Source organism: Lysobacter sp. CCNWLW3 (assembly GCF_036697405.1).
Classification (GTDB): domain Bacteria; phylum Pseudomonadota; class Gammaproteobacteria; order Xanthomonadales; family Xanthomonadaceae; genus Lysobacter.
In genome coordinates this window covers 17,306-39,664 of sequence record NZ_JBAHWA010000015.1, presented here as the reverse complement: position 1 = coordinate 39,664, position 22,359 = coordinate 17,306, and the positions used below count along the sequence as shown (strand labels likewise).

The following is a 22,359-nucleotide window of genomic DNA, read 5'->3' as shown; positions in this document are numbered from 1 at the left end:
TAGCGCATGAGCGCCGCCTTGCGCATCGGCATCGTCGGCTACGGCAGCGGCGGCCAGGCGGCGGCCTTGCTGCTCAGTCGCGACGGCCATACGGTCGAAGCGTTCGAGCGCGCGCCGGTGCTCGGGCCGGTCGGCGCCGGCTTCCTGCTCCAGCCCACCGGACTGGGCGTGCTGTGGGAACTGGGCCTGCTCGATGCCGCGCTTGGCTATGGCGCGCGCGTGCGACGGCTGTACGGCGAGACGGCGAGCGGGCGCGCGGTCATGGACATGCGCTATCGCGAATTGCACTGGCGCTACTTTGGCCTGGGCCTGCAGCGTGGCGCGTTGTTCGCGCTGCTGGATCAGGCCTGGAACGAAGGCCGGCGCGTGCACTGCGGCCGCGACATCGTCGCCGTCGATCACCAGCGCGGTCTGCTGCGCGACGCCGGCGGCGACGAGCACGGCCCTTACGATCTGGTGATCGTCGCCAACGGCGCGGCCTCGCTGCTGCGCGCGGGCGTGGCGCCGCCGGCGCTGGATCGGCCCTATCCCTGGGGCGCGCAATGGTGCCTGGTCGAACGCGGCGACTGGGCCTGGCAGGACGAACTGCGCCAGCGTTACGTCGGCGCGCGGCGCATGGTCGGCATGCTGCCGGTCGGCAGCCGTCCCGGCGACGCCAGCCAGCGATTGAGCTTCTTCTGGAGCCTGCCGGTGGCGGCGCTGGACAGCGCGGCGAACCACGACGAGGGCGCCTGGCGCGCGGCGGTCGCGGCGGTATGGCCGGAAGCGGCCGAACGCCTGCGCGACACCGCGGTACCGCAGGGCTTGGCGCAGGCGCGCTACCGCGACGCGGTCGCGCGACGCTGGCATCGCGATCGCGCGGTGCTGCTGGGCGACGCCGCGCACGCCATGAGTCCGCAATTGGGGCAGGGCGTGAACATGGCGCTGCTGGACGCGCTGGCGCTGCGCGACGCCTTGCGCGCGCGGCCCGATATTCCGCAGGCGCTGGCCCACTATCAAGACCAGCGGCGCAGGCACGTGGGCGTCTACCATTTCTGGAGCCGCTGGCTGACGCCGCTGTTCCAGTCCGAGCACGACCGCATCGCGGCGCTGCGCGATCGCGTCTTCCATCCGATGTCGCGCGTGCCCGGCGGGCGCGGCCAGATGCTGCGCGTGCTGACCGGCCTGCGCAGCGGCTGGTTCGGCGCGCTGGCGCTGGCGCCGGCGTTCCTGCGGGCGCTGGAGCAGCGCATGGACGGGGAGGCCTGAGCGCCGCGAGCGCGATCCGCCACATAACGGCCCTACGCGCCGGGAGCCATTAGAATCGGGGACATCGCACCGTTCGCAGGGAGTCGACGATGTCCGAGCTGCCGCCGTTCGCGACCCATCGGGTCGAGAATCAACCGCCGCCGTTCGCGCCGCGCGATCTGTGGCGCGACGACGAGGCCTTGCGCGAAGCGGTCGCACGCGAAGGCGGCGGCGAGCACGGCGCGCACTTGGCGCGCTATGCGGCCCTGGCCGGCGATGCGCTGTACGCGCTCAGTTTCGACGCCCACCGCGATCGGCCGCGCCTGCGTAGCCACGATCGCTACGGCCAGCGCATCGATCTGGTCGAGTTCCATCCCAACTACCACGCCCTGATGCAGGCCGCGATCGAGCATGGCGTGGCCGGCTATTCCTGGCGCCACGGCGGCCCCGGCGCGCACGTCGCGCGCGCCGCGCTCAGCTACCTGCACCATCAGGTCGAACCCGGCAGCAGTTGCCCGCTGACCATGACCCACGCCGCGATGCCGGTGCTGCGGCATGCGCCGGCGCTGGCGGAGTGGGCGGCCAAGGCCGCCGCGCCGCATTACGACGGCCGCGACCTGCCGATGCGCGACAAGGCCGGCGTGACCCTGGGCATGGGCATGACCGAGAAGCAGGGCGGTTCGGACGTGCGCGCCAACCAGACCGTGGCCACGCCGCTGTCCGGCGACGAGTACCGCCTGGTCGGGCACAAATGGTTCTTCTCGGCGCCGATGTCGGACGCCTTCCTGGTTTTGGCGCAGGCGCCCGGCGGCCTGAGCTGCTTCCTGTTGCCGCGCTGGCGCGACGACGGCAGCCGCAACGCGCTGCGCCTGATGCGGCTCAAGGACAAACTCGGCGACTGGTCCAACGCCTCGTCCGAGGTGGAGTTCGAAAACGCCTGGGCGCGGCGCATCGGCGACGAGGGCCGCGGCGTGGCGACCATCATCGAAATGGTGATGCTGACCCGCCTGGACTGCATGCTGGGATCGGCGGCGGAGATGCGCATGGCCCTGGCGCAGGCGCTGCACCATGCCCGCCACCGCCAGGCCTTCGGCAAGGCCCTGGTCGGGCACGCCCTGATGCGCAACGTGCTGGCCGACCTGGCGATCGAGGCCGAGGCCGCCCTGCAGTTCTCCCTGCGGGTCGCGCGCGCGGTCGATCGCGCGCCGCACGATGCCGGCGAGGCCGCCTACGCGCGCATCGCCACCGCGGTGGGCAAGTATTGGATCTGCAAGCGCGCGCCGGCCTTCGTCAACGAGGCCCAGGAATGCCTGGGCGGCGCCGGCTACGTCGAGGAATCGATGTTGCCGCGGCTGTACCGGCAGGCGCCGTTGAACTCGATCTGGGAAGGCAGCGGCAACATCCAATGCCTGGACGTGCTGCGCGCGCTGGCGCGCGAGCCCGAGGCTGGGCGCGCGGTGCTGACGCAATTGCATCGTCATCGCGGCGCGCACGCCGCGCTGGACGCGCGCATCGCCGAACTCGCGCCGGCGCTGGACGGCGGCCTGCGCATCGAAGAAGGCCAGGCCCGGCACTGGGTCGAACGCCTGGCGCTGGCCCTGCAGGCCGGCGTTCTGCTGGATGCGCGCAGCCCCTGCGCCGAGGCCTTCTGCCGCAGCCGCCTGGACGGCGCGCACGGGCTCGCCTTCGGCACCTTGCCGGGCGATCTTGGTTTCGAAGCCATTCTGCAGCGGGCGCTGCCGGAGTGAAGCTGCCGCCGCCGGCGCTGTCGCGGGCCGCGCTGCTCGCCGCGCTGCTCGCCACCGGCGCCTGCGCGCGCGACGAAGGCGCACCACCGGTGCCGCGCACGGGAGCGCACGCGCCGGCGCTGTTGCCGCCGGCACAGCGCGCCGATCGCATCGTGGTCGACAAGTCCGAGCGCCGCATGCGCTTGCTGCGCGAGGGCCGGGTGATCGCCAGCTATCGCATCGCCCTGGGCGATGCGCCGCAGGGCCACAAGCGGCGCCGTGGCGACGAACGCACGCCCGAGGGCGAGTACCGCATCAGCCAGCGCAATCCGAACAGCGCCTTCCATCTGTCGTTGCGGGTCTCGTATCCGGGCCCGGACGATCGCCGCCGGGCGCGCGCGTCGGGCCTGGATCCCGGCGGCGACATCATGATCCACGGCGGCAGCTCGCGCTGGTGGCGCGAGGATTGGACCGACGGCTGCATCGCGGTCAGCGACGCCGAGATCGAGGAGATCTGGCGCCGCGTGCCGCGCGATGTGCCGATTCGCATAGATCCCTGACGCCTCATACGTACTCGAGCGTGCCGTCACGCACGCTCGCTCGCAGGTACTGCACACGATGGTTGGCGTTGCCGCGGCGATGCGGTGCGGCGCGAATCGTTTGCGTGCGCGCGACGTTCATCTTCGTGCAGCGCATCGTCACGCGCGCGATCGCGCATGCGCTCCTCGCGCTCGCGTCCAACGCGACTGCGTTCCTGTGACTCGCTTCAAGGATCGCGTGTGATCCGGGTCTGCGCATGCGCCTTGTTTCGCGCGGCCAGGCTCTGCTCTCTTGCAAGTAACCCGGACTGCAGTGCGATGCGAGGCGTGCACTGGACCGGGATGCCGTAGCGAGGCACAGCGCCGCGTGCGGCCGCCGCGACCCACACGGGTCGTCCATGTCCGAGCAACCGCTCTCCAAAGGAGTATTCACCATGCAGGGATCCACCGTACGTCGTTCGCTGCTGTCGCTGGCCGTCGCGCTGGCCGCGTTTTCCGGCAGCGCCATGGCCGCCGATCAGATCAGTCCCGAGTTGAAGTTCGCCATGCAGCGCGACCTGGGCATCGCCGCCGAGCGCGTGCCGCAGTACCTCAGGGCCGAACGCCTGGCCCAGCACCAGGCCGCCGCGGTCGAGCGCGAACTCGGCGCCGGCTTCGCCGGCAGCTGGATCGAGCGCAAGGCCGACGGTTCCTTCGCCTACGTCGCCGCGACCGCGGGCGCGCGCAAGTCTCTGGCCATCCCCGGCGTCGAGTTGCGCCATGTGCGTTACAGCCTGCGCCAGCTGCAGTCGGCGATGGCCCAGCTCGACGGCGGCGCTGGCGCGCGCGTGCTCGGCATCAGCAAGCCGATCGACGGCATCCATTCCTGGCGCGTGGATCCGCAGACCAACGCGGTGGTGCTCAGCGTCGCGCCCGGCGCGGCCGACGCCGCGATCGACTTCGTCGCCGCCAGCGGCGCCGATGCCGGCACCGTGCGCCTGGAAACCTCCGAAGGCCAGCCGCGCCTGACCGCGACCATCCGCGGCGGCATCGAGTACACCATCAACAACATGTACCTGTGCTCGGTCGGCTTCTCGGTGATGCGCGGCACCACCAAGGGCTTCGTCACCGCTGGCCACTGCGGCTCGCCCGGCGACGTGGTGCGTGTGGGCGGGGTCAGCGTGGGCTCGTTCGCGCAGTCCAACTTCCCGGGCACCGACCGCGCCTGGGTGCAGGTCGGCAGCACGCACACCCTGCAGCCGCTGGTCAGCGACTACAGCGGCGGCAACGTGACCGTGCGCGGCAGCACCGAAGCGGCGATCGGCGCCTCGGTGTGCCGTTCGGGCCGCACCACCGGCTACCGCTGCGGCACCATCACCGCCAAGAACGTGACCGTGAACTATCAGGAAGGCACGGTGCGCGGGCTGACCCAGTCCAACGCCTGCATCGGCGGCGGCGACTCGGGCGGCTCCTGGATCACCGCGGCCGGACAGGCCCAGGGCGTGAGCTCGGGCGGCCAGATCCCCGTCGGCAGCAACAACAACTGCAGCGTCGCGCAGTCGCAGCGGGTGACCTGGTTCGAACGCCTGAACCCGATCCTGAGCCAGTACGGCCTGAGCTTGCTGCGTCAGTAACGGCGGCCGGCGCCCCACGCGAACGCCCCGCAACCGCGGGGCGTTCGTGCGCCGGGGCGGCTCAACCGCCGGATATTTCGGCGCGGCGCTTGCGGCTGAGTTTGCCCAAGGCTTCCCGATACGACCATTCGACCAGTTCGCGCAGGTAGTCGGCCGGCACGCCGCGCACGTCGACGATGGTGACCCAGCGGAAACGGCCCATCCAGCGCGCCGGCTTGATCCCGGGCACGCCGGTCAGTTCCAGGAAACGCTCCGGCGTGACCTTGATGCTGAAGCGCCAGCGTTCGGGTTCGCTGGTCTTGAAGTAGGCGTAGGTCTTGCCGCCGACCGCGTAGGTCAGGATGTTGGACGGGTGGCCATGCAGGGTTTGGACGGCGCCAGGGAATGTTGCGCAGAATTTTTTCAGCTGGGCCGTGTCCATGCCGGCCAGCTTACCTGGGCTCGGCCGCCGGCGGCGTAGCGCCGGCTGCTCCGTCTGGGCCGCACCCGGGCGATGCGACCTGGCAGGCGCATGCTGAACTGGCCAGGCTCGCCCAGGACATGGGCGCGGCCGGGCATGTCCGGATTTCGGCGCGTATGGAGACTTATCCCTACAGAGTGGGCGCCATAGCGGCCGGTGAGTGTCATCGCCGTGGCTGTGGTCCAGTGGCCCGCCGAGAGGGTGGCCTGCTGGCGTCGTCCGGTTTCCGGCGCGGCGCGGTGGCCAAGGATGGGACGCGGCCGTTCGCGGCCGCGAAGGCGATCGCGCTTGGCAGTGTCGCGTTGTGGCGGGGGGACCATGCCAGCAGTCGCGTTTTGTCCGTCTGCCCCTGCGGCAGGGGCTTGTAGCGATCTCGTGCGTTTCGGCTGGACGGACGGGTCGCCGCCGCGTGCGGCGGCGCCGGCGTCCGTGGCCGAGACCCGATTGCCCGGCCCGATCCGTGCGGCCCGCGGCGCCGGTTCCTGTCGGGACGGCCCGGGCGCCGGAATCGCCTGCGTCGTCGGCGATGCAGTCGCCTCGCCTGTGCTCTGTAAGCAGGGGGCAGGGCGTGGCATTGAGCTTTGTCTGCACGTACGACCGGGACGGGGCGGATCAAATAGCCCCATGAGGTTTAGAACGGTTGCGACCTTGCACTGCGGCGCGAGCGATCGGCATTCTGAGGGTGTCACGTATCGCACCACCGATGACGCCATGCCGGTACGGCCTACGCCAGTCGATAGCGCTCCCAGACTTTCGCGGGAAAGTCAGAGCGCAACATTCACGTTTACATGTAGTGGGGGCGTTAGGAATGGCATCCAAACTTGACTCGTCGGCGAAGGGCTACAAGCGCAAGCGCTATGCGCGCCTCTGGCCGCTTCCTGTTTTCTGCTTTCTCGCCGCGGCGCCCGCGCAGGCGCAGACCGTTATTTATCAAGAGACGTTCGACGGCGGCAATGTGACGGGTCCGGCCTTCGCCACCCGCGATATTCCTGCCTATGTCGGCCCCGGTCCGCTCAATATGACCTATACGGCCGACCCGGCATGGAATGGCAGCACGGGTTGCAACGGCATCGTCGGTGCCTGGGCATCGTCCGCGACCGACGCCAATGCCGTTGCGAGTTGCGTTGGCGGCGCAAATCCCCCGTCCCCCCAGGCGATATGGAACTTCGCCCAGATCAACCTGCTCGCTCTTGGCGGTTTCAACGCCAATCGGCCAACCGGCGCTACGCTCAACAATGCGACTGCGACTAATGCCGAAAAGCAGAACATCGGGCTGACGGCGTATACGAACGGCAACCCCGGCGCGCCCAATCTGATATTGCGTAACGTTTCGCCGATCCCATTGCCGGCCAGTCCCGTAGGCGGAACCGGTCGCTTCGTCACCTTTCGCGTGACGGCCGCCGCGGTCAATTGTCCGCCGGTTGCTTCCGCACCTCTTATCACCGCCAATCTCAACGGTACCCAGATCGGGGGCACGATCAATCTGTGCTCTAGCCCATCGCCCAACGTACGCAGCTACACGGTGGCGGCGCGTCCCGACTCGGCCATCGCCGGCGCCACGGCGGTGGTTCGCGTCGGCGACTATTTCCCGACCGGCGCGGGCGCTTCGCTGGTAATGGGCGGCGGGCTGACCGTCTCGATGGTGAACCAGAATGCATCCGGCGGCGGCAATGACTGGGCCTTGGACAATTTCGCCGCCGCCGACGTTACGCCAAGCGTCACCAAGGCCGTGGATACGCCGATCAGCTATGTCGGCCAGGTCAAACGTTTGACCTTCACCATCACCAATACCAATGGCGATAATCTGCCCAAGGTCGGTTGGGGCTTCACCGACACGCTACCCGCCAATGTGGTGATCGCACCCATACCCAATGCGACGACCACCTGCGGTGCCGGCACGGCCATGACCGCGGTGGCTGGCGCAGGAACTTTCACCGTTTCCGCCGGCAATCTTCCTGGCGGCACTGCGGGCGGCGTAGCGACGACCTGTACCGTCAGTGTCAACGTGGTCAGCAACGTCGCAGGGATCTACAACAACGGCGCAGCGAACTTCACCACTTCGGTTGGGCTAAACCTGCCGGTCACTCCCATTAGCATGGAATGGGTGGTCAACCGCCTGACCCTGACCAAGGTGTCCACGGGCAACATCGGCAGCTTCGCGTTCAGCGGCAACAACGGCATCGCCGACCATACGATCGTCACCACCGCGCCGGATCTGCCCGGCACGGCGGGGCCGCAACAGACGCTGACCGTGGCCAGCACCACCGCCAATACCACCGTCACCGAAGCGCCGCCGCCGGGCTGGGCCATCACCGCCGTCGCCTGCACCGGGCTGGCGGCGGGGCAAACCGCTACGTTCGCGGGCAACGGCGTAACGATTCCGTTCGCCGGCCTTTCGATCGTGAGCGGCGGCCGCGACGTGGCCTGCACCATCACCAATACCCTGAGCAGCAATCTCACGATCACCAAGAGCAATACCTACACAGCGGCGCAGCCCAGCGACTTACCGGGCGATACCGTGGCGGCGGGCGCCAACACCACCTACACCCTGGTGGTGACCAATGCCGGGCCGGGCACGGTTACCGGCGCGGTGGTGCGGGACGCGCCGGGCGCGGGCATCACCTGCCCGGCGGGCAATGCGGTGACCATCACCGGCGACGGCGTGCCCGCCGGCAGCTTCAACATCGGCCAGCTGACCAGTGCGGCGGGCATCGCTTTGGGTACTTTGAACGCGGGGCAGAGCACGACGTTGAGTTTTACCTGCACGGTGAATTAGGGCGGGGCCGATTGAAGCGGTCTGAATTGGGAGAGATCGACGTGGCTGCAGTGGAATGGTTGCCCCGGTCAAAGCATCGGTATCGATTCACGAAGGAAAGTGGTCATGTATCCACATAAGGCAATCCCCGGTATCCGCACTCCTGCGGCATCGCCGCTCATGGCGAAAGCGGCCCGGATCGCGGCGCGCTGGCGTGGTGCCGTAGCACCGATGCTGCTGGCGAGCGTGGCGTTGCTTTCGACGCCGTCGGACGTCTTGGCCCAGGAAATCACCGGAGGCGAATGCGCGGGCGGAGCTGGCGTCGCTACGCCCAATTTCGATGCCGGCTGGTTCCACAACGAACCGCCGGCAACGGCCTCGGTCGCTCCCACGCGCAGGCAGGACGGATTCTGGGCGAACCCGCCGGGTGGCCCCATCGTCTACTGGGACAACCCGCGGGACGCCAGCCCTATAGGCGCCGACACCAGCGTGGTCGCCAACTACGCGGTCGACGAAGTGGTGGGAAGCGGCTTGATCCCCACGCCCAATATTCCTTCCAGATACGACTACAGCGGGGTCAATGGCACGGGCTCCACCTTTGCCCAGGCGGTCACCGGCAATGACTACCTGCAATACCAATTCACGACTCCGGCGAATTCGGATCCGCGCCTGTTCTTCAAGCGCACCGGTTTCGGCGCCTATAGCCCCGAGGCCTACCAATATGCGGTGCGCGTCTCCACCGACCCGACGTTCGCCACCTACTGGACGATCGTTCAGAACGTGGCCGTCACCAGTGCCAGCGGCTACAGCTACAACGCGGCGAACACGACCCGTTTTCCGCTGCTGAGGCCGAACACGACCTATTACCTGCGCGCATATGTGTACAACCGAACCGCCACCGGAACAGGCGCTCCGGCCAATACCATCACGGCTGACGATTTTCAGTTCGGCACCGCGATCTGTCCACGACCCACGGTCACGGTAACCAAGGTTTCCAACGCAGGCACGGGTACTTTCAACTTCACCGGCAGCAACGGTTTCGCCGCGCAAAGCATCGCCACGGTTACGCCCGGCATCGGCGTCGCCGGCGCCACCCAGGTGTTGGCGGCGAACAATACGGCGACCACCATTACCGAGGCGCCGCCGACGGGCTTCGCGTTGGCGTCGATCAGCTGCACCGGTTTGCCCTCGGGGACGCCCACCTACACCGTCAACGGCGTCAACGGCGGCAACGTGGTCCTGCCGGCGGCCGCAATGACCGCGACGGCCAACATCGCGTGCACGTTCACCAACAACACGGTGTCGAACCTCACGATCACCAAGAGCAATACCTACACCGCGGCGCAGCCCAGCGATCTGCCGGGCGATACCCTGGCGGGAGGCGCCAACACCACCTACACCCTGGTGGTGACCAATGCCGGGCCGGGCGTGGTCACCGGCGCGGTGGTACGGGACGCGCCAGGCGCTGGGATCACCTGCCCGGTGGGCAACCCGGTAACCATCACCGGCGATGGCGTCCCCGCCGGCAGTTTCAACATCGGCCACCTGACCAGCGCGGCGGGCATCACCCTGGGCGCTTTGAACGCGGGGCAGAGCACGACGTTGAGTTTTTCCTGCACGGTGAACTAGTCGCGCGCCGATGGTGCGACGAAGTGACGGAGACCGCGACATGGCTGCGGCCTCCGTCCGGGAAAATATCAGCTAGGCCATTCCCGCGTACTGCCGTTCCGGACCGGTGTCGACACGGTCCATGACCTCGATGCGGTCGGCTTGGGCATGGTCGCATCCTCGCTGCTGGATCTATCTGCATCGGCGGTCAGCGTCGGCGCGCCGATTCGCTTCGCTCACATCTCAGACGCATTTGGAATGTCGTTTGAATGCTTTATATGTGCGTTCAATGCCCATGGCATCCGCAATGGCGGGCGGCGTGTCCGGTTTTTGGTAGACATGGAGACTTAAACCTAGAGCAGGCGCTCCAGGGTCACTTGGCGTTGACGCCGCACCTGCGATCCGAATTTGCCTGCCGAGTCGCGGCTGCTGGCGCCGTCAGCATTCCGGGTTGGCGCGGAGGCCAAGGAATGGGTGTGACAGTGCCGTGCTTTATCCGAGGGGCAATGCCTATATTGTCGTCGACCGCCCGAGCGGCAGACACCAGCGGCGCGCGTTTGCGCGGGCTGCCAGGAGCGCTGCTGCGCGCCTTGGGGCTGGCGTGGGCGGTCTTGTTCATGGCCGGGTTGCCGGGGAGCTCATCCCACGCCGCGGCTTGGGCGAATGGCAGCGGCCCTTATCGCAGTCATCACCGGCGATGGCGTCCCTGCTGGCAGGTCCACATCGGCCGTCTGACTTTTACGATAGCCCCGCAGCCACGTCGGCAGTTGTTGTGCGGGGCTGCATTCGCGGTGGCGCTGAGCTTTGCCGGTCTGTCGACGCAGGTCCGGGCCGCCGCCATTGCCACCGGCGGCAGCAGCCCCTATCGCAGCCAGATCGTATGGTTGACCTGGGGCCAGGCGGGGGGCACAACCACCGGTAATGGCACCGCCGGTACGGCGCTGGTCAACGGCAACAGCTCGGTCGCCAATTTCACTGTCAATGGTGTTCCGCTGGTCGTCACTTGCACCCTCAGCAACATCGCCAATGTGGTGGCCACTCCATCCTTCGCTTCCTACGCCGCCGGCGCCTGGCAGGGCGATCAGTTGGACGAGCTATACAATATCGGCGGCACCGGTGGGGCGAATCAGCTGGTCAACGCCATCCAGGTCACCAACGGGGTCAAGACCTTCACCCTCACTTGCTCTGCCACCCTGAATGGCGCGCCCTATGATCTCCCCGGCGTGATATTCGCCGATGCCGAGCAGTCGGGTTTTTCGGATCGGGAACTCGCCAACGGCTCCGAGTACGTGCAAGGTACGGCCGATGGCGTCTGGAATGTAGTCGAGCGCATGCGCACGAACTGTGCCGAGCCTTTGACGGCAACGCTCAGCGCCAACAGCCAGACCTTGAGGCTGGCTGGCCCGAACAACGCCAATTGCGTAGGCGCAGGCCGTGCGGGACCGATGGCCACCGGCGTTCTTCGCTTCAACCCCAGCGCGTATACGGGCGCCAACCGCCAGGTCACCATGAACTGGCGCGTCAATGGCTGGGGCGCCAGTGCGATCGCGATCGGCCTGGTCGTTCCCGTCGATGGCGGCGATGCGCCGGCGATCTACGGCACCGCTGCGCATCTGATCAACCCCGCCTACAGCGCTGATTCGCTGGTTCCCGGTGGCGCTGCCAACGTGTTCGGCGCCGGCTTCAATCTCAGCACGTCTGCCAACTCTGACCCGCTGATGCTAGGTGCGACGGTGGACAACGACGCGACCGGCACGGCGACCGCGGTGACCACTCCGGCCGGCAACGTGGCAGCAAGCGTGGACGATGCGGGCGGCGTCACCCCGGATGACGAGGCCGCCTTCGCCACGCTGCCCGCGATCGAAGGGACCGCAACGGCCTATTCGTTGACCGTGCCGCTGGCGGCGACGGCCGCGCTGGGCGGTCAGGTCTGCGGCTGGATCGATTTCGATCGCGGCGGCAGCTTCGGCAACGACACCGCCGAGGAGGCCTGCGCGACGTTCGCCGCGGGCGCCGCCAGCGCCGTCCTCAACTGGACCCTTCCGGCCGGCAACGCCTACGTGGCCGGCAACAGCTACGCGCGCCTGCGCGTGGGCCGCGACGCGGCGTCCGCCGGCGTCCCCAGCGGCCTGGCGAATATCGGCGAGGTCGAGGATTACCCCATCGTGCTCAGGCCGCGCCTGCGCCTCAACAAGGCGACCGTGCCGACCACCGATGGCGGGCTGTTCAACCTGACCGTCAACCCCGCGCCGACGGCGGCGTTCACCGCCAACGATCAGGGCCATGGCGGCACCACCGGCTTCCAGAGCATTCCGCTGGGTAGCGCGGTGACCCTCAGCGAAACCGCCGGCACGAATACCAACCTGGCCGCCTACACCGGCAACATGACCTGCACCAACCGCGCCTCTGGCACGGTGTACGGGCCCACGGCGGGCACCACCCACAGCTACACGACGATGAGCAGCGCCTCCACCAACGCCGCGGTCAGCAACACGCCGGCGACGGCGGCCAACGTCAACGACACCGAAATCACCTGCGTGCTGAGCAATACCTTGAACGCGGACCTGTCGATCACCAAGAGCAATACCTACACCGCGGCCCAGCCCAGCGACCTGCCGGGCGACACCGTGACCGGCGGCGCCAACACCACCTACACCTTGGTGGTGACCAACCACGGGCAGATGCCGGTCACCGGCGCGGTGGTGCGCGATGCGCCGGGCGCGGGCATTACCTGCCCAGTCGGCAATGCGGTGACCATCACCGGCGATGGCGTACCCGCCGGCAGCTTCAACATCGGCCAGCTGACCGGTGCGGCGGGTATCGCCCTGGGCACCCTGGGCGTGGGGCAGAGCACGATGTTGAGCTTTACCTGCACGGTGAACTAGAACCGGGCCCGCGCGCGGGCACGTGGACGGAGCCAGGCCATGACCACGCTGCGATCGGCGTGCGCGCGGTTGCATTTACGCCGATCGATTGATTTGCACCGGCGCGCACGCGACGTGACATTCGCATGCTCAATACGTGCCACGTGCATTCACGGCATGCCCAATAGCGTGCGGCGTGTCCGGTTTTTGATGTGCACGGAGACTTAAGCCTAGAGCAGGCGCTCCAGGGGGCACTTGGCGTTGACGCCGCACCTGCGTTCCGAATAGGCCCTGCCGAGTCGCGACTGCTGGCGCCGCCAGCATTCCGGCCGACGCGGCAGGCGAGGAATGGGGCGTGGCCGTTCGCGGCCACGCAGGCGACGGCGCCCGGCAATACCGCGTTGTACCGGGGGGAACAATGCCTAGATCCGCGTTTTTGTCGTCCGCCCGCGCGGCGGACGCCAGCGGTGTGCGTTTGCGCGGACCGCTAGAACCGTTGCCGTGCGCGCTGGGGCTGGCGTGAGCGGCCTACCTCATAGGGCTGCGGGGCCAGCCGCTGGGCGCGGCGGCTTCTTTACCGTAGCCGCTCTGACCGCTATCTGCATTGTCTTGTCGCTGTAGACCGCGCCGAACGACGCGGCAATACCGTTCACCCAAGCTGTGACTTAGGACTACGCTGAACATATGCCGTCATTCCCGTGTTCGCAGGAATGGCTAGCGACAGGAGAATTCCTTCCCTGTTGCCTTGGCACAGCACTTGACCCATAGGGGGCGTCATGCGCGGATCCATTTTCTTCCATCCACGGCCAGGCCGTATCCGCGGCCTGCGAGTGCTGCCGTTGCTGTGTGCTGGTCTGGTGATGCTGGGCATGATCGCGCCGACGCGAGCGCAAACGATCCTCTACCAGGAAACCTTCGACAACGGCAACGCCACGCCAACGGGCACGCCGATCCTGATCACCAACTACACCGGCCCGGCGCCGAACAGCATCACCTATACCGCCGACCCCAGCTTTCTGACCCTGTGCGATGGCTGGGTGGCGTCTTGGAACTCGCCGGCCACGGCCACGGGCACGCCCAACGCCGCGGCGGCGATCGCTTCCTGCGGCGGCCAATCGCCTTGGAACTATGCCCAGTCCTATCCACAGGCACTGGGCGTCTATCAGGGGCAGGCGATATCGACTACGGCGCGCAACAATCTCGCCATCACCGCGACTACCTCCGGGGCGGCCGTCGTCGGCGCTATCGTCATTCAGAACACGACACCGATCGCGTTGACCGGCATTCCGCCGGGCGGTACCGGCCGCTTCGTGACCTTGAGCCTGCTGGTCGGCGTTTCCAGCAACAACTGCACGGGGCAGGCGGGGCAGCCCGTCCCGCCCCTGCTGCGCTTCTACACCGTGAACGGTGCGACGGAAACCCAATTGGGCACCGCAGGCGTCAACATCAACCCGTGCACCGCCGGACTGAACCCGCAGACCATCACCGTCCAGCAAAGAACCAACCTCTCCGGAGCATTCCCGATTCGGGCGGCCACTTTGTTTCCTTCCGGCGCCGGCGCCAATGCGCTCTATACCAGTCCGATCACCTTGCGGGTCCGCGATTTCCAGGGCAGCGGAACCGGCAACGACTTCACCTTCGACAATTTCACCTTCGTCGATGTCAGCCCCGCCCTGACCAAGGCGGTGGACGGGATCGATTACATCGGCCAGACCAAGCGCCTGACCTTCACCGTCACCAATACTCCGCAGGACAACCAGGCCAAGACCGGCTGGGCCTTCACCGAGACCCTGCCGGCCGGGGTGACGATCGCCGCAACGCCGAACATCGCGGTGGGCGGCACGGCGGGTTGCTCAGCCACCACCAGCGCAATCGCCGCTGGCGGCACGCTCACTGTCACCAATGGCAACCTGCCTGGCGGCGTCGCCGGCGGAACCGCCACTTCTTGTACGATCGCGGTCGATGTGGTCAGCACCACAGCCGGCGTTTACAACAATGTGGTCAACAACGGCGATGCCGCGGTGGACAACATCACCAGCTCGACCGGCCTCAACCTGGCCGTGCAGACCGTGCCCATGGAATGGGTGGTCAACCGCCTGACCCTGACCAAGGTGTCCACGGGCAACACCGGCAGCTTCGCGTTCAGCGGCAACAACGGGATCGCCGACCATACGATCGTCACCACCGCGCCGGGTCTGCCCGGCACGGCGGGGCCGCAACAGACGCTGACCGTGGCCAGCACCACCGCCAATACCACCGTCACCGAAGCGCCGCCGCCGGGCTGGGCCATCACCGCCGTCGCCTGCACCGGGCTGGCGACGGGGCAGGCCGCGACGTTCGCGGGCAACGGCGTGACGATTCCGTTCGCCGGCCTTTCGATCGTGAGCGGCGGCCGCGACGTGGCCTGCACCATCACCAATACCCTGAGCAGCAATCTCACGATCACCAAGAGCAATACCTACACAGCGGCGCAGCCCAGCGACCTGCCGGGCGACACCGTGGCGGCGGGCGCCAACACCACCTACACCCTGGTGGTGACCAATGCCGGGCCGGGCACGGTTACCGGCGCGGTGGTGCGGGACGCGCCGGGCGCGGGCATCACCTGCCCGGCGGGCAATGCGGTGACCATCACGGGCGACGGCGTGCCTGCGGGCAGCTTCAACATCGGCCAGCTGACCAGTGCGGCGGGCATCGCTTTGGGTACTTTGAACGTGGGGCAGAGCACGACGTTGAGTTTTTCCTGCACGGTGAATTAGGCGCTGCGCCGATGGTGCGGCGAAGTGACGGAGCCGCGTGCATGGCCGCGGCTCCGTCCAGGAAAAGTGCGGCTAGGGCATTCCCGCGTACTGCCGTTTCGGGCCGGTATCGACATGCTCCATGACCACGATGCGATCAGCCTGAGCACCGTCGCATTCGCGCTGCCGCGCATTGGTTGCCTGCGCCGGTGCGCCTATCGCCCCGCTTACCTCCATTAGGCGCAATAGGTGTGTCATTCGCATGCTCAATGTATGCCCGGAGCGCTCACAGCATGTGCAACAGCGCGTGGCGTGTCCGGGTTTTGATGTGCATGGAGATTAAACCTAAGGAGCAGGCGCCCCAGGGTTAGATCGGCGTTGACGCCGCGCCTGCGATCCGAGTTCGCCCGTTGAGTCGCAGCCTGCTGACACCGTCGGCGTGCCGGGCCGGCGCGGCAGCCTAGGGGATGGGACGTGCCGTTCGCGGCCATGTAGGCGATAGCGCTTCGCAGCGTCGTGTTGTACCAGGGGGAACAATGCCTAACTCCACGTTTTCATCGTCTGCCCGCGTGCGCTGGCCGCTGGTAGCGCTGTTGCGTGCGCTGGGGCTGGCGTGCGCGGTCTTGCTCATGGCCGGGCTGCCCGGCCCGGCCCGCGCGGGGGCCTGGGCCACAGGTGGCAGCAGCCCTTATCGCAGCCAGATCCTGTGGCTGACCTGGGGCGACCCCAGCGGCACCACAACGGGTAATGGCACGCAGCTTACCCGCCTGGCCAATGGTCATCGGTCGATTGCCAGCGTGACGGTCAATGGTGTTCCGCTGGTCGTCACTTGCACTCTCGGCAACTACGTCACCTTGGCGGGCACGCCTCCGCCGGGTTCATTCTCCTGGCGTCCAGGCTTCTGGCAGGGCGATTTGCTGGACGAGCTCTACAACGTCGGCGGTGTCGGCGCTGCGAATCAACTGGTCAACGGCATCAATGTCGCCGGCGGCGTCATGACCTTCACCGTCACCTGCTTTGCGACCCTCAATGGCCAGCCCTACGATATTCCAGGCATGGTCATGGCCGATGCTGAGCAATCCGGTAATTCGCCCTATGAGGCCGGCTTCGAATACATACAAAGCACAGCCGATGGCGCCTGGAACGTCGTCGAGCGGTCGCGCGTGAATTGCGCCGAACCTTATCGGGCATCGCTCAGCGCCAACGGCCAGACCTTGACCCTGGCGGGCCCGGCCAACGCCAATTGTGCCGCCGCTGGCAGGGCGGGACCGATGGCCACGGGTTTCCTGCGCTTCAACCCCACCGCCTACGGCGGCGCCAACCGCCAAGTTGTGATCAGCTTTCGCATGAATGGCGGCGGCGCCACCGCAGCCGCAATCGGCCTGGTCATTCCAGTCGATGGCGGCGATGCGCCGGCGATCTACGGCACCGCTGCGCATCTGATCAACCCGGCTTACAGCGCGGATTCGCTGGCGGCTCCCAGCACAGCCGTCGATGTGTTCGGCGCCGGCTTCACCCTGAGCGCACCGACCAACGCTGACCCGCAGATGCTGGGAACGACGGTGGACAGCAACGCGACGGTCGTCAATTCGATCACCGTGGTCACCCAGGCCGGCAACGTGGCAGCAAGCGTGGACGATGCGAGCGGCGCCACCCCGGACGACGAGGCCGCCTTCGCCACGCTGCCCGCGATCGAAGGGACCGCAACGAGCTATTCGCTGACCGTGCCGCTGGCGGCGACGGCCGCGCTGGGCGGGCAGGTCTGCGGCTGGGTCGATTTCGACCGCGGCGGCAGCTTCGGCAACGACACCGCCGAGGAGGCCTGCGCGACGTTCGTCGCGGGCGCCGCCAGCGCCGTCCTCAACTGGACCCTTCCGGCCGGCAACGCCTACGTGGCCGGCAACAGCTACGCGCGCCTGCGCATCGCACGCGATGCGGCGTCCGCCGGCGTCCCCAGCGGCCTGGCGAATATCGGCGAGGTCGAGGATTACCCCATCGTGCTTCGGCCGCGCCTGCGGCTCAACAAGGCGACGGTGCCGACCACCGACGGCGGGTTGTTCAACCTGACCGTCAATCCCGCGCCGACGGCGGCGTTCACCGCCAACGATCAGGGCCATGGCGGCACCACCGGCTTCCAGAGCATTCCGCTGGGCAGCGCGGTGACCCTGAGCGAAACCGCCGGCACGAATACCAACCTGGCCGCCTACACCGGCAACATGACCTGCACCAACCGCGCCTCGGGCACGGTGTACGGGCCCACGGCGGGCACCAGCCACAGCTACACGACGATGAGCAGCGCCTCCACCAATGCCGCGGTCAGCAACACGCCGGCGACGGCGGCCAACGTCAACGACACCGAAATCACCTGCGTCCTGAGCAATACCTTGAACGCGGACCTGTCGATCACCAAGAGCAATACCTACACCGCGGCCCAACCCAGCGACCTGCCGGGCGACACCGTGACGGGGGGCGCCAACACCACCTACACCTTGGTGGTGACCAACCACGGGCTGATGCCGGTCACCGGCGCGGTGGTGCGGGACGCGTCGGGCGCGGGCATCACTTGCCCGGTCGGCAATGCGGTGACCATCGCCGGCGATGGCGTGCCCGCCGGCAGCTTCAATATCGGCCATCTGACCGGTGCGGCGGGCATCGCCCTGGGCACCTTGGGCGCGGGGCAGAGCACTACGCTGAGCTTTACCTGCACGGTGAACTAGAACCGGGCCCGCGCGCCGGGCGCGCGGCCGGGCCGGCGGCCGCGCTCAGTCCAGGAACTGCAGTTTGGCCAGTTCCGCGTACAGGCCGTCCTGGGCCAGCAACTGTTCGTGGCTGCCTTCGGCGACGATGCGGCCGCGGTCCATGACCACGATGCGGTCGGCCTTGAGCACGGTCGCCAGGCGATGCGCGATCACCAGGGTGGTGCGGCCTTCCATCAGGGTCTCCAGGGCCTGCTGCACCGCGCGTTCGCTCTGCGCATCGAGCGCGCTGGTGGCCTCGTCCAGCAGCAGGATCGGCGCGTCCTTGAGCAGGGCGCGCGCGATCGCGATGCGCTGCTGCTGGCCGCCGGACAAGCGCGCGCCGCGTTCGCCCAGCTCGGTGTCCAGGCGCTCGGGCAGGGCCTCGATGAAGTCGGCGGCATGGGCGGCGCGCACCGCGGCCTCGACCGCGGCGTCGTCGGCCTCCAGGCGGCCGTAGCGGATGTTGTCGCGCGCGCTGGCGGCGAAGATGGTCGGCTGCTGCGGCACCAGGGCGATGGTTTCGCGCAGCGCCGAGGGATCGAGCCGGCGCGCATCGATGCCGTCTACGCGGACCGCGCCGGACTGCGGATCGTGGAAGCGCAGCAGCAGCGAGAACACCGTGCTCTTGCCGGCGCCCGAAGGCCCGACCAGGGCCACGGTTTCGCCCGGCCGCACGCGCAGGTTGAAATCGTCCAGCGCCGGCAGGTCCGGGCGCATCGGGTAATGGAAGGTGACGTCGTCGAAGGCGATCTCGCCGCGCACCGGCTGCGGCAGCGCGTCCGGATGCGCGGGCGCCTCGATCGCGCTGTCCTCGTTGAGCAGCTCGCTGATCCGGCCCATGCCGCCGGCCGCGCGCTGCAGGTCGTTCCAGACCTCGGCCAGGGCGCCTACCGAGCCGCCGGCGATCAGGGCGTAGAGGATGAACTGGCCCAGGGTGCCGGCGGTCATGTTGCCGCGCGCGACTTCGTGCGCGCCCGACCACAGCACCAGGGTGATCGCGCCGAAGATCAGGGTGATCGCGACCGCGGTGACCAGCGACTGGATGCCGATGCGCTTGCGCGCGGTCGCCACCGCGACCTTGAGCGCGGCGTCGAAGCGGCCGCGCTCGTAGGGCTCGCGCGCATGCGCCTGCACGGTGCGCACCGCACCCAGGGTTTCGCTGGCCAGGGTGTTGGCGTCGGCGACGCGGTCCTGGCTGGCGCGCGAGATCTTCTGCAGGCGGCGGCTGCCGACCACGATGGGCAGCACCGCCAGCGGAATGCCGAGCACCGCGTATGCGGCCAGGCGCGGCTCGGTGACGAACAGCATGGTGATGCTGCCGATCACGGTGATCGAGCTGCGCAGCGCGACCGACATGCTGGAGCCGACCACGCTGCGCAGCAGCTCGGCGTCGGCGGTCAGGCGCGAGACCAGTTCGCCGCTGCGGCTGCGGTCGTGGAAGCCGGCGTCCAGGCCGATCAGGTGGGTGTACAGCTGCTGGCGCAGGTCGGCGACCACGCGCTCGCCCAGCAGCGAGACGAAGAAGAAGCGCGCCGCGGTCGCCAGCGCCAGCGCCACGGCGACGCCGAACAGCAGGACGAAGGCCTGGTCGATCGCGCCGCCGCCCTGGCTGAAGGCCTGGTCGATCATGGTCTTGAACGCCGGCGGCAGGCTCAAGGTGGCGGTGCTGGACGCGGCCAGGGCGATCAGCCAGGCGATGAACAACCCCAGGTGCTTGCGCACGAACGGCCACAGGGTACGCAGGCTGCCGATGGGCGCCTTGGCGGCAGCGGTCGGAGCCGGCGGGGTGTCGGCGGTGTCGGTCATGGGGAGTCGGCGTCTTCGGCGCGCAGGCGTACCCGATCACGAGTGGCGTCGCGCAACTGCGCTTTCAAGGCGTCGAGGCGGTTTTCGGGCAGGCGGACACGCATTCGGGCGCCGTCGGCGCCGAAATCCTCGTCCAGTTTCTCGGCGCCGTGGGCGGCCAGGGCCACGTGCACCGCGCCGGTATCCTCGAAGGCGTAGGCCAGCGCCACCGTGCGCAGCACGATCAGTTCGCGGCGTTCGGCGCGGCGCAGGCATTCGGCCGCGCAGCCGCCGTAGGCGCGCACCAGGCCGCCGGCGCCGAGCTTGATGCCGCCGTACCAGCGCGTGACCACGGCCGCCACGCGGTCGTAGCCCTGGCCTTCGATCGCGGCCAGGATCGGCCGGCCGGCGGTGCCGGCCGGTTCGCCGTCGTCGTTGAAGCGGTACTGGGCGCCGATCCGGTACGCCCAGCAGTTGTGGGTCGCGGCCGGGTCGGCGACGCGCGCGACGAAGGCCAGCGCGGCCTCCGGCGTGTCCACCGGCGCGGCCAGGGCCAGGAAGCGGCTGTGCTTGACCTCGATCTCGTACGAGACCTCGGCCGCCAGGGTGGCCGCGCTCAAGGCGCCGGCCTCATCGCTGTAGCAACGGGCGCAGGTCGTCGGGGATGCGCACGCGCGGGTGCGCCTTGCGGAACAGGGCCAGGCTGGCGCGGGCATCCTCTACGCGGCCGGCGTCGCGGCGGGCGCGGATGCGTTCCAGCCAGTCGGCGCGGTCCAGGCGCGGGTCCTCGGCCACCGGCGGCAGCACGATCAGGTTGCCCTGCATGCTGGTCACCGGCTGCGCCGATTCGATGTCCGCGCGCTTGATGCGCGAACCGGTGACTTCGATCCGGTCCAAGGTCGCCGCCTCCTTGGCCTCGGCTTCGCGGCGCCGCTCGGCGGCCTCGGCGGCGCGCCGGGCCTGGGAGGTGGCCCGGCTGAATTCGCGGGTGGCGGTGCCGGCATCCGCGGCGGCCGGCGCCGGCGCGGCGGCCGGCGTCGGCGGCGCATAGGCCGGCGCCGCGCGCGCGCCGTCGGCGAAGCCGGCCATGCTGTCGGCGGCGGCGTTGGCCGCCACGCCCTTGTCGCTGCGCTGGCGGCGTGCGCCCGGCGCGGCCGGCGAGGGCGCGTCGCTTTCGTAAAAAGCATCGACCGGCGCGGGCGCTTCGGCCGCGGGTTTCGCGGCCGACGCCAACGGCGGAGCCGCGACGGAGGCCGCGGCCGCGGCATCGGCGGCCGGCGCCGTCGCGTGCCGGCGCATGTTGGCCTGCGGCAGCGCGACCGGCTCCGGCGGCGGAGGCGGCGGGGCGATGGTCTGGCGCGGGCGCGCGATCATCTCGGCGCTGGTGTAGGCGCCGTCGGCGGGTTCTTCGATCGGCGCCTGCACCGAGGGGCTGATCGGGCGCAGTTGCCAGACCACACCCACCGCCAGGGCCATGGTCGCGGCCACGCCGACCCCGGTGATCAGCCCGCCCGGGATCGCGCTCAGTGCCCAGCGCCGCCGCGCGCGCTGCGGCGGGCGCGAACTCGCCGCGGCGGCGTGCGCCGCGGCCAGGATCTTCGCGTCCAGCGCGGGCGAGGGGCCGTCGTGCGGCCCCAGGCGCGCCAGGCGGTCGGCCAGGGCGCGTTCTTCGGGCGACAACGGATCGGGGGTGTGGCGCTTCATTCGTTCAGCCTCAGCCGCAGCTTGTCCATCGCATAGCGCAGCCTGGATTTAACCGTTTCGCGTCCGGCGCCGGTGATGTCGCCGATCTCTTCGAGGCTCAGCTCCTGCTCCAGCCTCAGCAGCACCACCTCGCGCTGCTCTTCGGGCAATTCCTCGATCGCGCGCTGCAAGCGGCGGCGCTGTTCGAATTCGGACAGTTCGCGCTCGGGCGTGGTCGGATCGGGCACGCGCGCGGCGCGCTCGTCGCCGTCCTCGGGGGCGGCGGGGCGGTGCTTGAGACCGCGCCAGTAATCGTTGAGCCGATTGTGGGCGATCCGGAACAGCCAGGTGCTGAATGCGGCGTCGGGCTTCCAGCCGTGGCGCGCGGCGATCACGCGCTGCCAGACGTCCTGGAAGAACTCGTCGGCCAGCGCCGAATCGCGCAGCTGGCGCAGCAGGAAGCGGTACAGCGGGCCGCGGTGGCGGGCGTACAGGGTCTCGAACGCCGCTGTATCGCCGCCCGTCCAGGCCAGCATCAATACGTCGTCGCTCGCGTCCGCAGCCGAATTCATCCGCGGCAGGGTACGGGTTGGCGCCGCCGACGGGAAGCCATGGCTTTCCATCC

The 22,359-nt window shown here is 68.8% G+C and carries 14 protein-coding genes; 9 read left to right on the top strand and 5 right to left on the bottom strand.

The window, feature by feature from the left end; genetic code table 11:
- Positions 1-6 precede the first annotated feature (6 nt).
- The 4 genes from V1318_RS17760 (at position 7) to V1318_RS17745 (ending at position 5,106) form a co-directional block, all read left to right on the top strand.
- Positions 7-1,248 carry an NAD(P)/FAD-dependent oxidoreductase gene (locus V1318_RS17760; RefSeq protein ID WP_332941076.1) on the top strand — a complete coding sequence of 414 codons (1,242 nt, stop codon included), beginning with the start codon at positions 7-9 and terminating at the stop codon, positions 1,246-1,248.
- Between the two features lie 89 nt (positions 1,249-1,337).
- A complete protein-coding gene (locus V1318_RS17755; protein ID WP_332941075.1) occupies positions 1,338-2,975 on the top strand; it encodes an acyl-CoA dehydrogenase family protein in 1,638 nt (545 codons plus the stop codon).
- The gene (locus tag V1318_RS17750) at positions 2,972-3,514 is read left to right on the top strand and encodes a L,D-transpeptidase family protein (RefSeq protein ID WP_332941074.1); all 543 of its coding nucleotides are present in this window, start codon (positions 2,972-2,974) and stop codon (positions 3,512-3,514) included. The genes V1318_RS17755 and V1318_RS17750 overlap by 4 nt, the downstream gene beginning before the upstream one ends.
- 413 nt (positions 3,515-3,927) lie before the next feature.
- Positions 3,928-5,106 (top strand): S1 family peptidase, encoded by a 1,179-nt coding sequence (locus V1318_RS17745; RefSeq protein ID WP_332941073.1) that lies wholly within the window; start codon positions 3,928-3,930, stop codon positions 5,104-5,106.
- A 61-nt stretch (positions 5,107-5,167) separates the two neighbouring features.
- Here the strand turns inward: V1318_RS17745 and V1318_RS17740 are convergent, their stop codons facing one another.
- Positions 5,168-5,527 (bottom strand): MmcQ/YjbR family DNA-binding protein, encoded by a 360-nt coding sequence (locus V1318_RS17740; RefSeq protein ID WP_332941072.1) that lies wholly within the window; start codon positions 5,525-5,527, stop codon positions 5,168-5,170.
- An 847-nt stretch (positions 5,528-6,374) separates the two neighbouring features.
- On the opposite strand from V1318_RS17740, the gene V1318_RS17735 reads away from it, so the two are divergent.
- From V1318_RS17735 to V1318_RS17715, 5 genes are all read left to right on the top strand, one after another.
- Positions 6,375-8,342, top strand: a complete 1,968-nt coding sequence (locus V1318_RS17735) for a hypothetical protein (RefSeq protein WP_332941071.1) — start codon at positions 6,375-6,377, stop codon at positions 8,340-8,342.
- A gap of 105 nt (positions 8,343-8,447) precedes the next feature.
- Positions 8,448-9,950, top strand: a complete 1,503-nt coding sequence (locus tag V1318_RS17730; RefSeq protein ID WP_332941070.1) for a hypothetical protein — start codon at positions 8,448-8,450, stop codon at positions 9,948-9,950.
- 494 nt (positions 9,951-10,444) lie between these two features.
- Positions 10,445-12,814 carry a CshA/CshB family fibrillar adhesin-related protein gene (locus V1318_RS17725; protein WP_332941069.1) on the top strand — a complete coding sequence of 790 codons (2,370 nt, stop codon included), beginning with the start codon at positions 10,445-10,447 and terminating at the stop codon, positions 12,812-12,814.
- A gap of 755 nt (positions 12,815-13,569) precedes the next feature.
- Positions 13,570-15,549: a hypothetical protein gene (locus V1318_RS17720; RefSeq protein WP_332941068.1), complete on the top strand. Its 1,980-nt coding sequence runs from the start codon at positions 13,570-13,572 to the stop codon at positions 15,547-15,549.
- Between the two features lie 446 nt (positions 15,550-15,995).
- Entirely contained in the window at positions 15,996-18,245 is a 2,250-nt protein-coding gene (locus tag V1318_RS17715; protein ID WP_332941067.1) for a CshA/CshB family fibrillar adhesin-related protein, read from the top strand.
- Between the two features lie 45 nt (positions 18,246-18,290).
- Here the strand turns inward: V1318_RS17715 and V1318_RS17710 are convergent, their stop codons facing one another.
- The 4 genes from V1318_RS17710 to V1318_RS17695 are packed head-to-tail and all read right to left on the bottom strand — an operon-like array spanning position 18,291 to position 22,306.
- Positions 18,291-20,072, bottom strand: a complete 1,782-nt coding sequence (locus V1318_RS17710; protein ID WP_332941066.1) for an ABC transporter transmembrane domain-containing protein — start codon at positions 20,070-20,072, stop codon at positions 18,291-18,293.
- A complete protein-coding gene (locus V1318_RS17705; RefSeq protein WP_332941065.1) occupies positions 20,069-20,671 on the bottom strand; it encodes a YigZ family protein in 603 nt (200 codons plus the stop codon). Before V1318_RS17705 ends, V1318_RS17710 begins: the two co-directional genes overlap by 4 nt.
- 10 nt (positions 20,672-20,681) lie before the next feature.
- Positions 20,682-21,755 carry a hypothetical protein gene (locus V1318_RS17700; protein WP_332941064.1) on the bottom strand — a complete coding sequence of 358 codons (1,074 nt, stop codon included), beginning with the start codon at positions 21,753-21,755 and terminating at the stop codon, positions 20,682-20,684.
- A complete protein-coding gene (locus tag V1318_RS17695) occupies positions 21,752-22,306 on the bottom strand; it encodes an RNA polymerase sigma factor (RefSeq protein WP_332941063.1) in 555 nt (184 codons plus the stop codon). Before V1318_RS17695 ends, V1318_RS17700 begins: the two co-directional genes overlap by 4 nt.
- Positions 22,307-22,359: the final 53 nt, after the last annotated feature.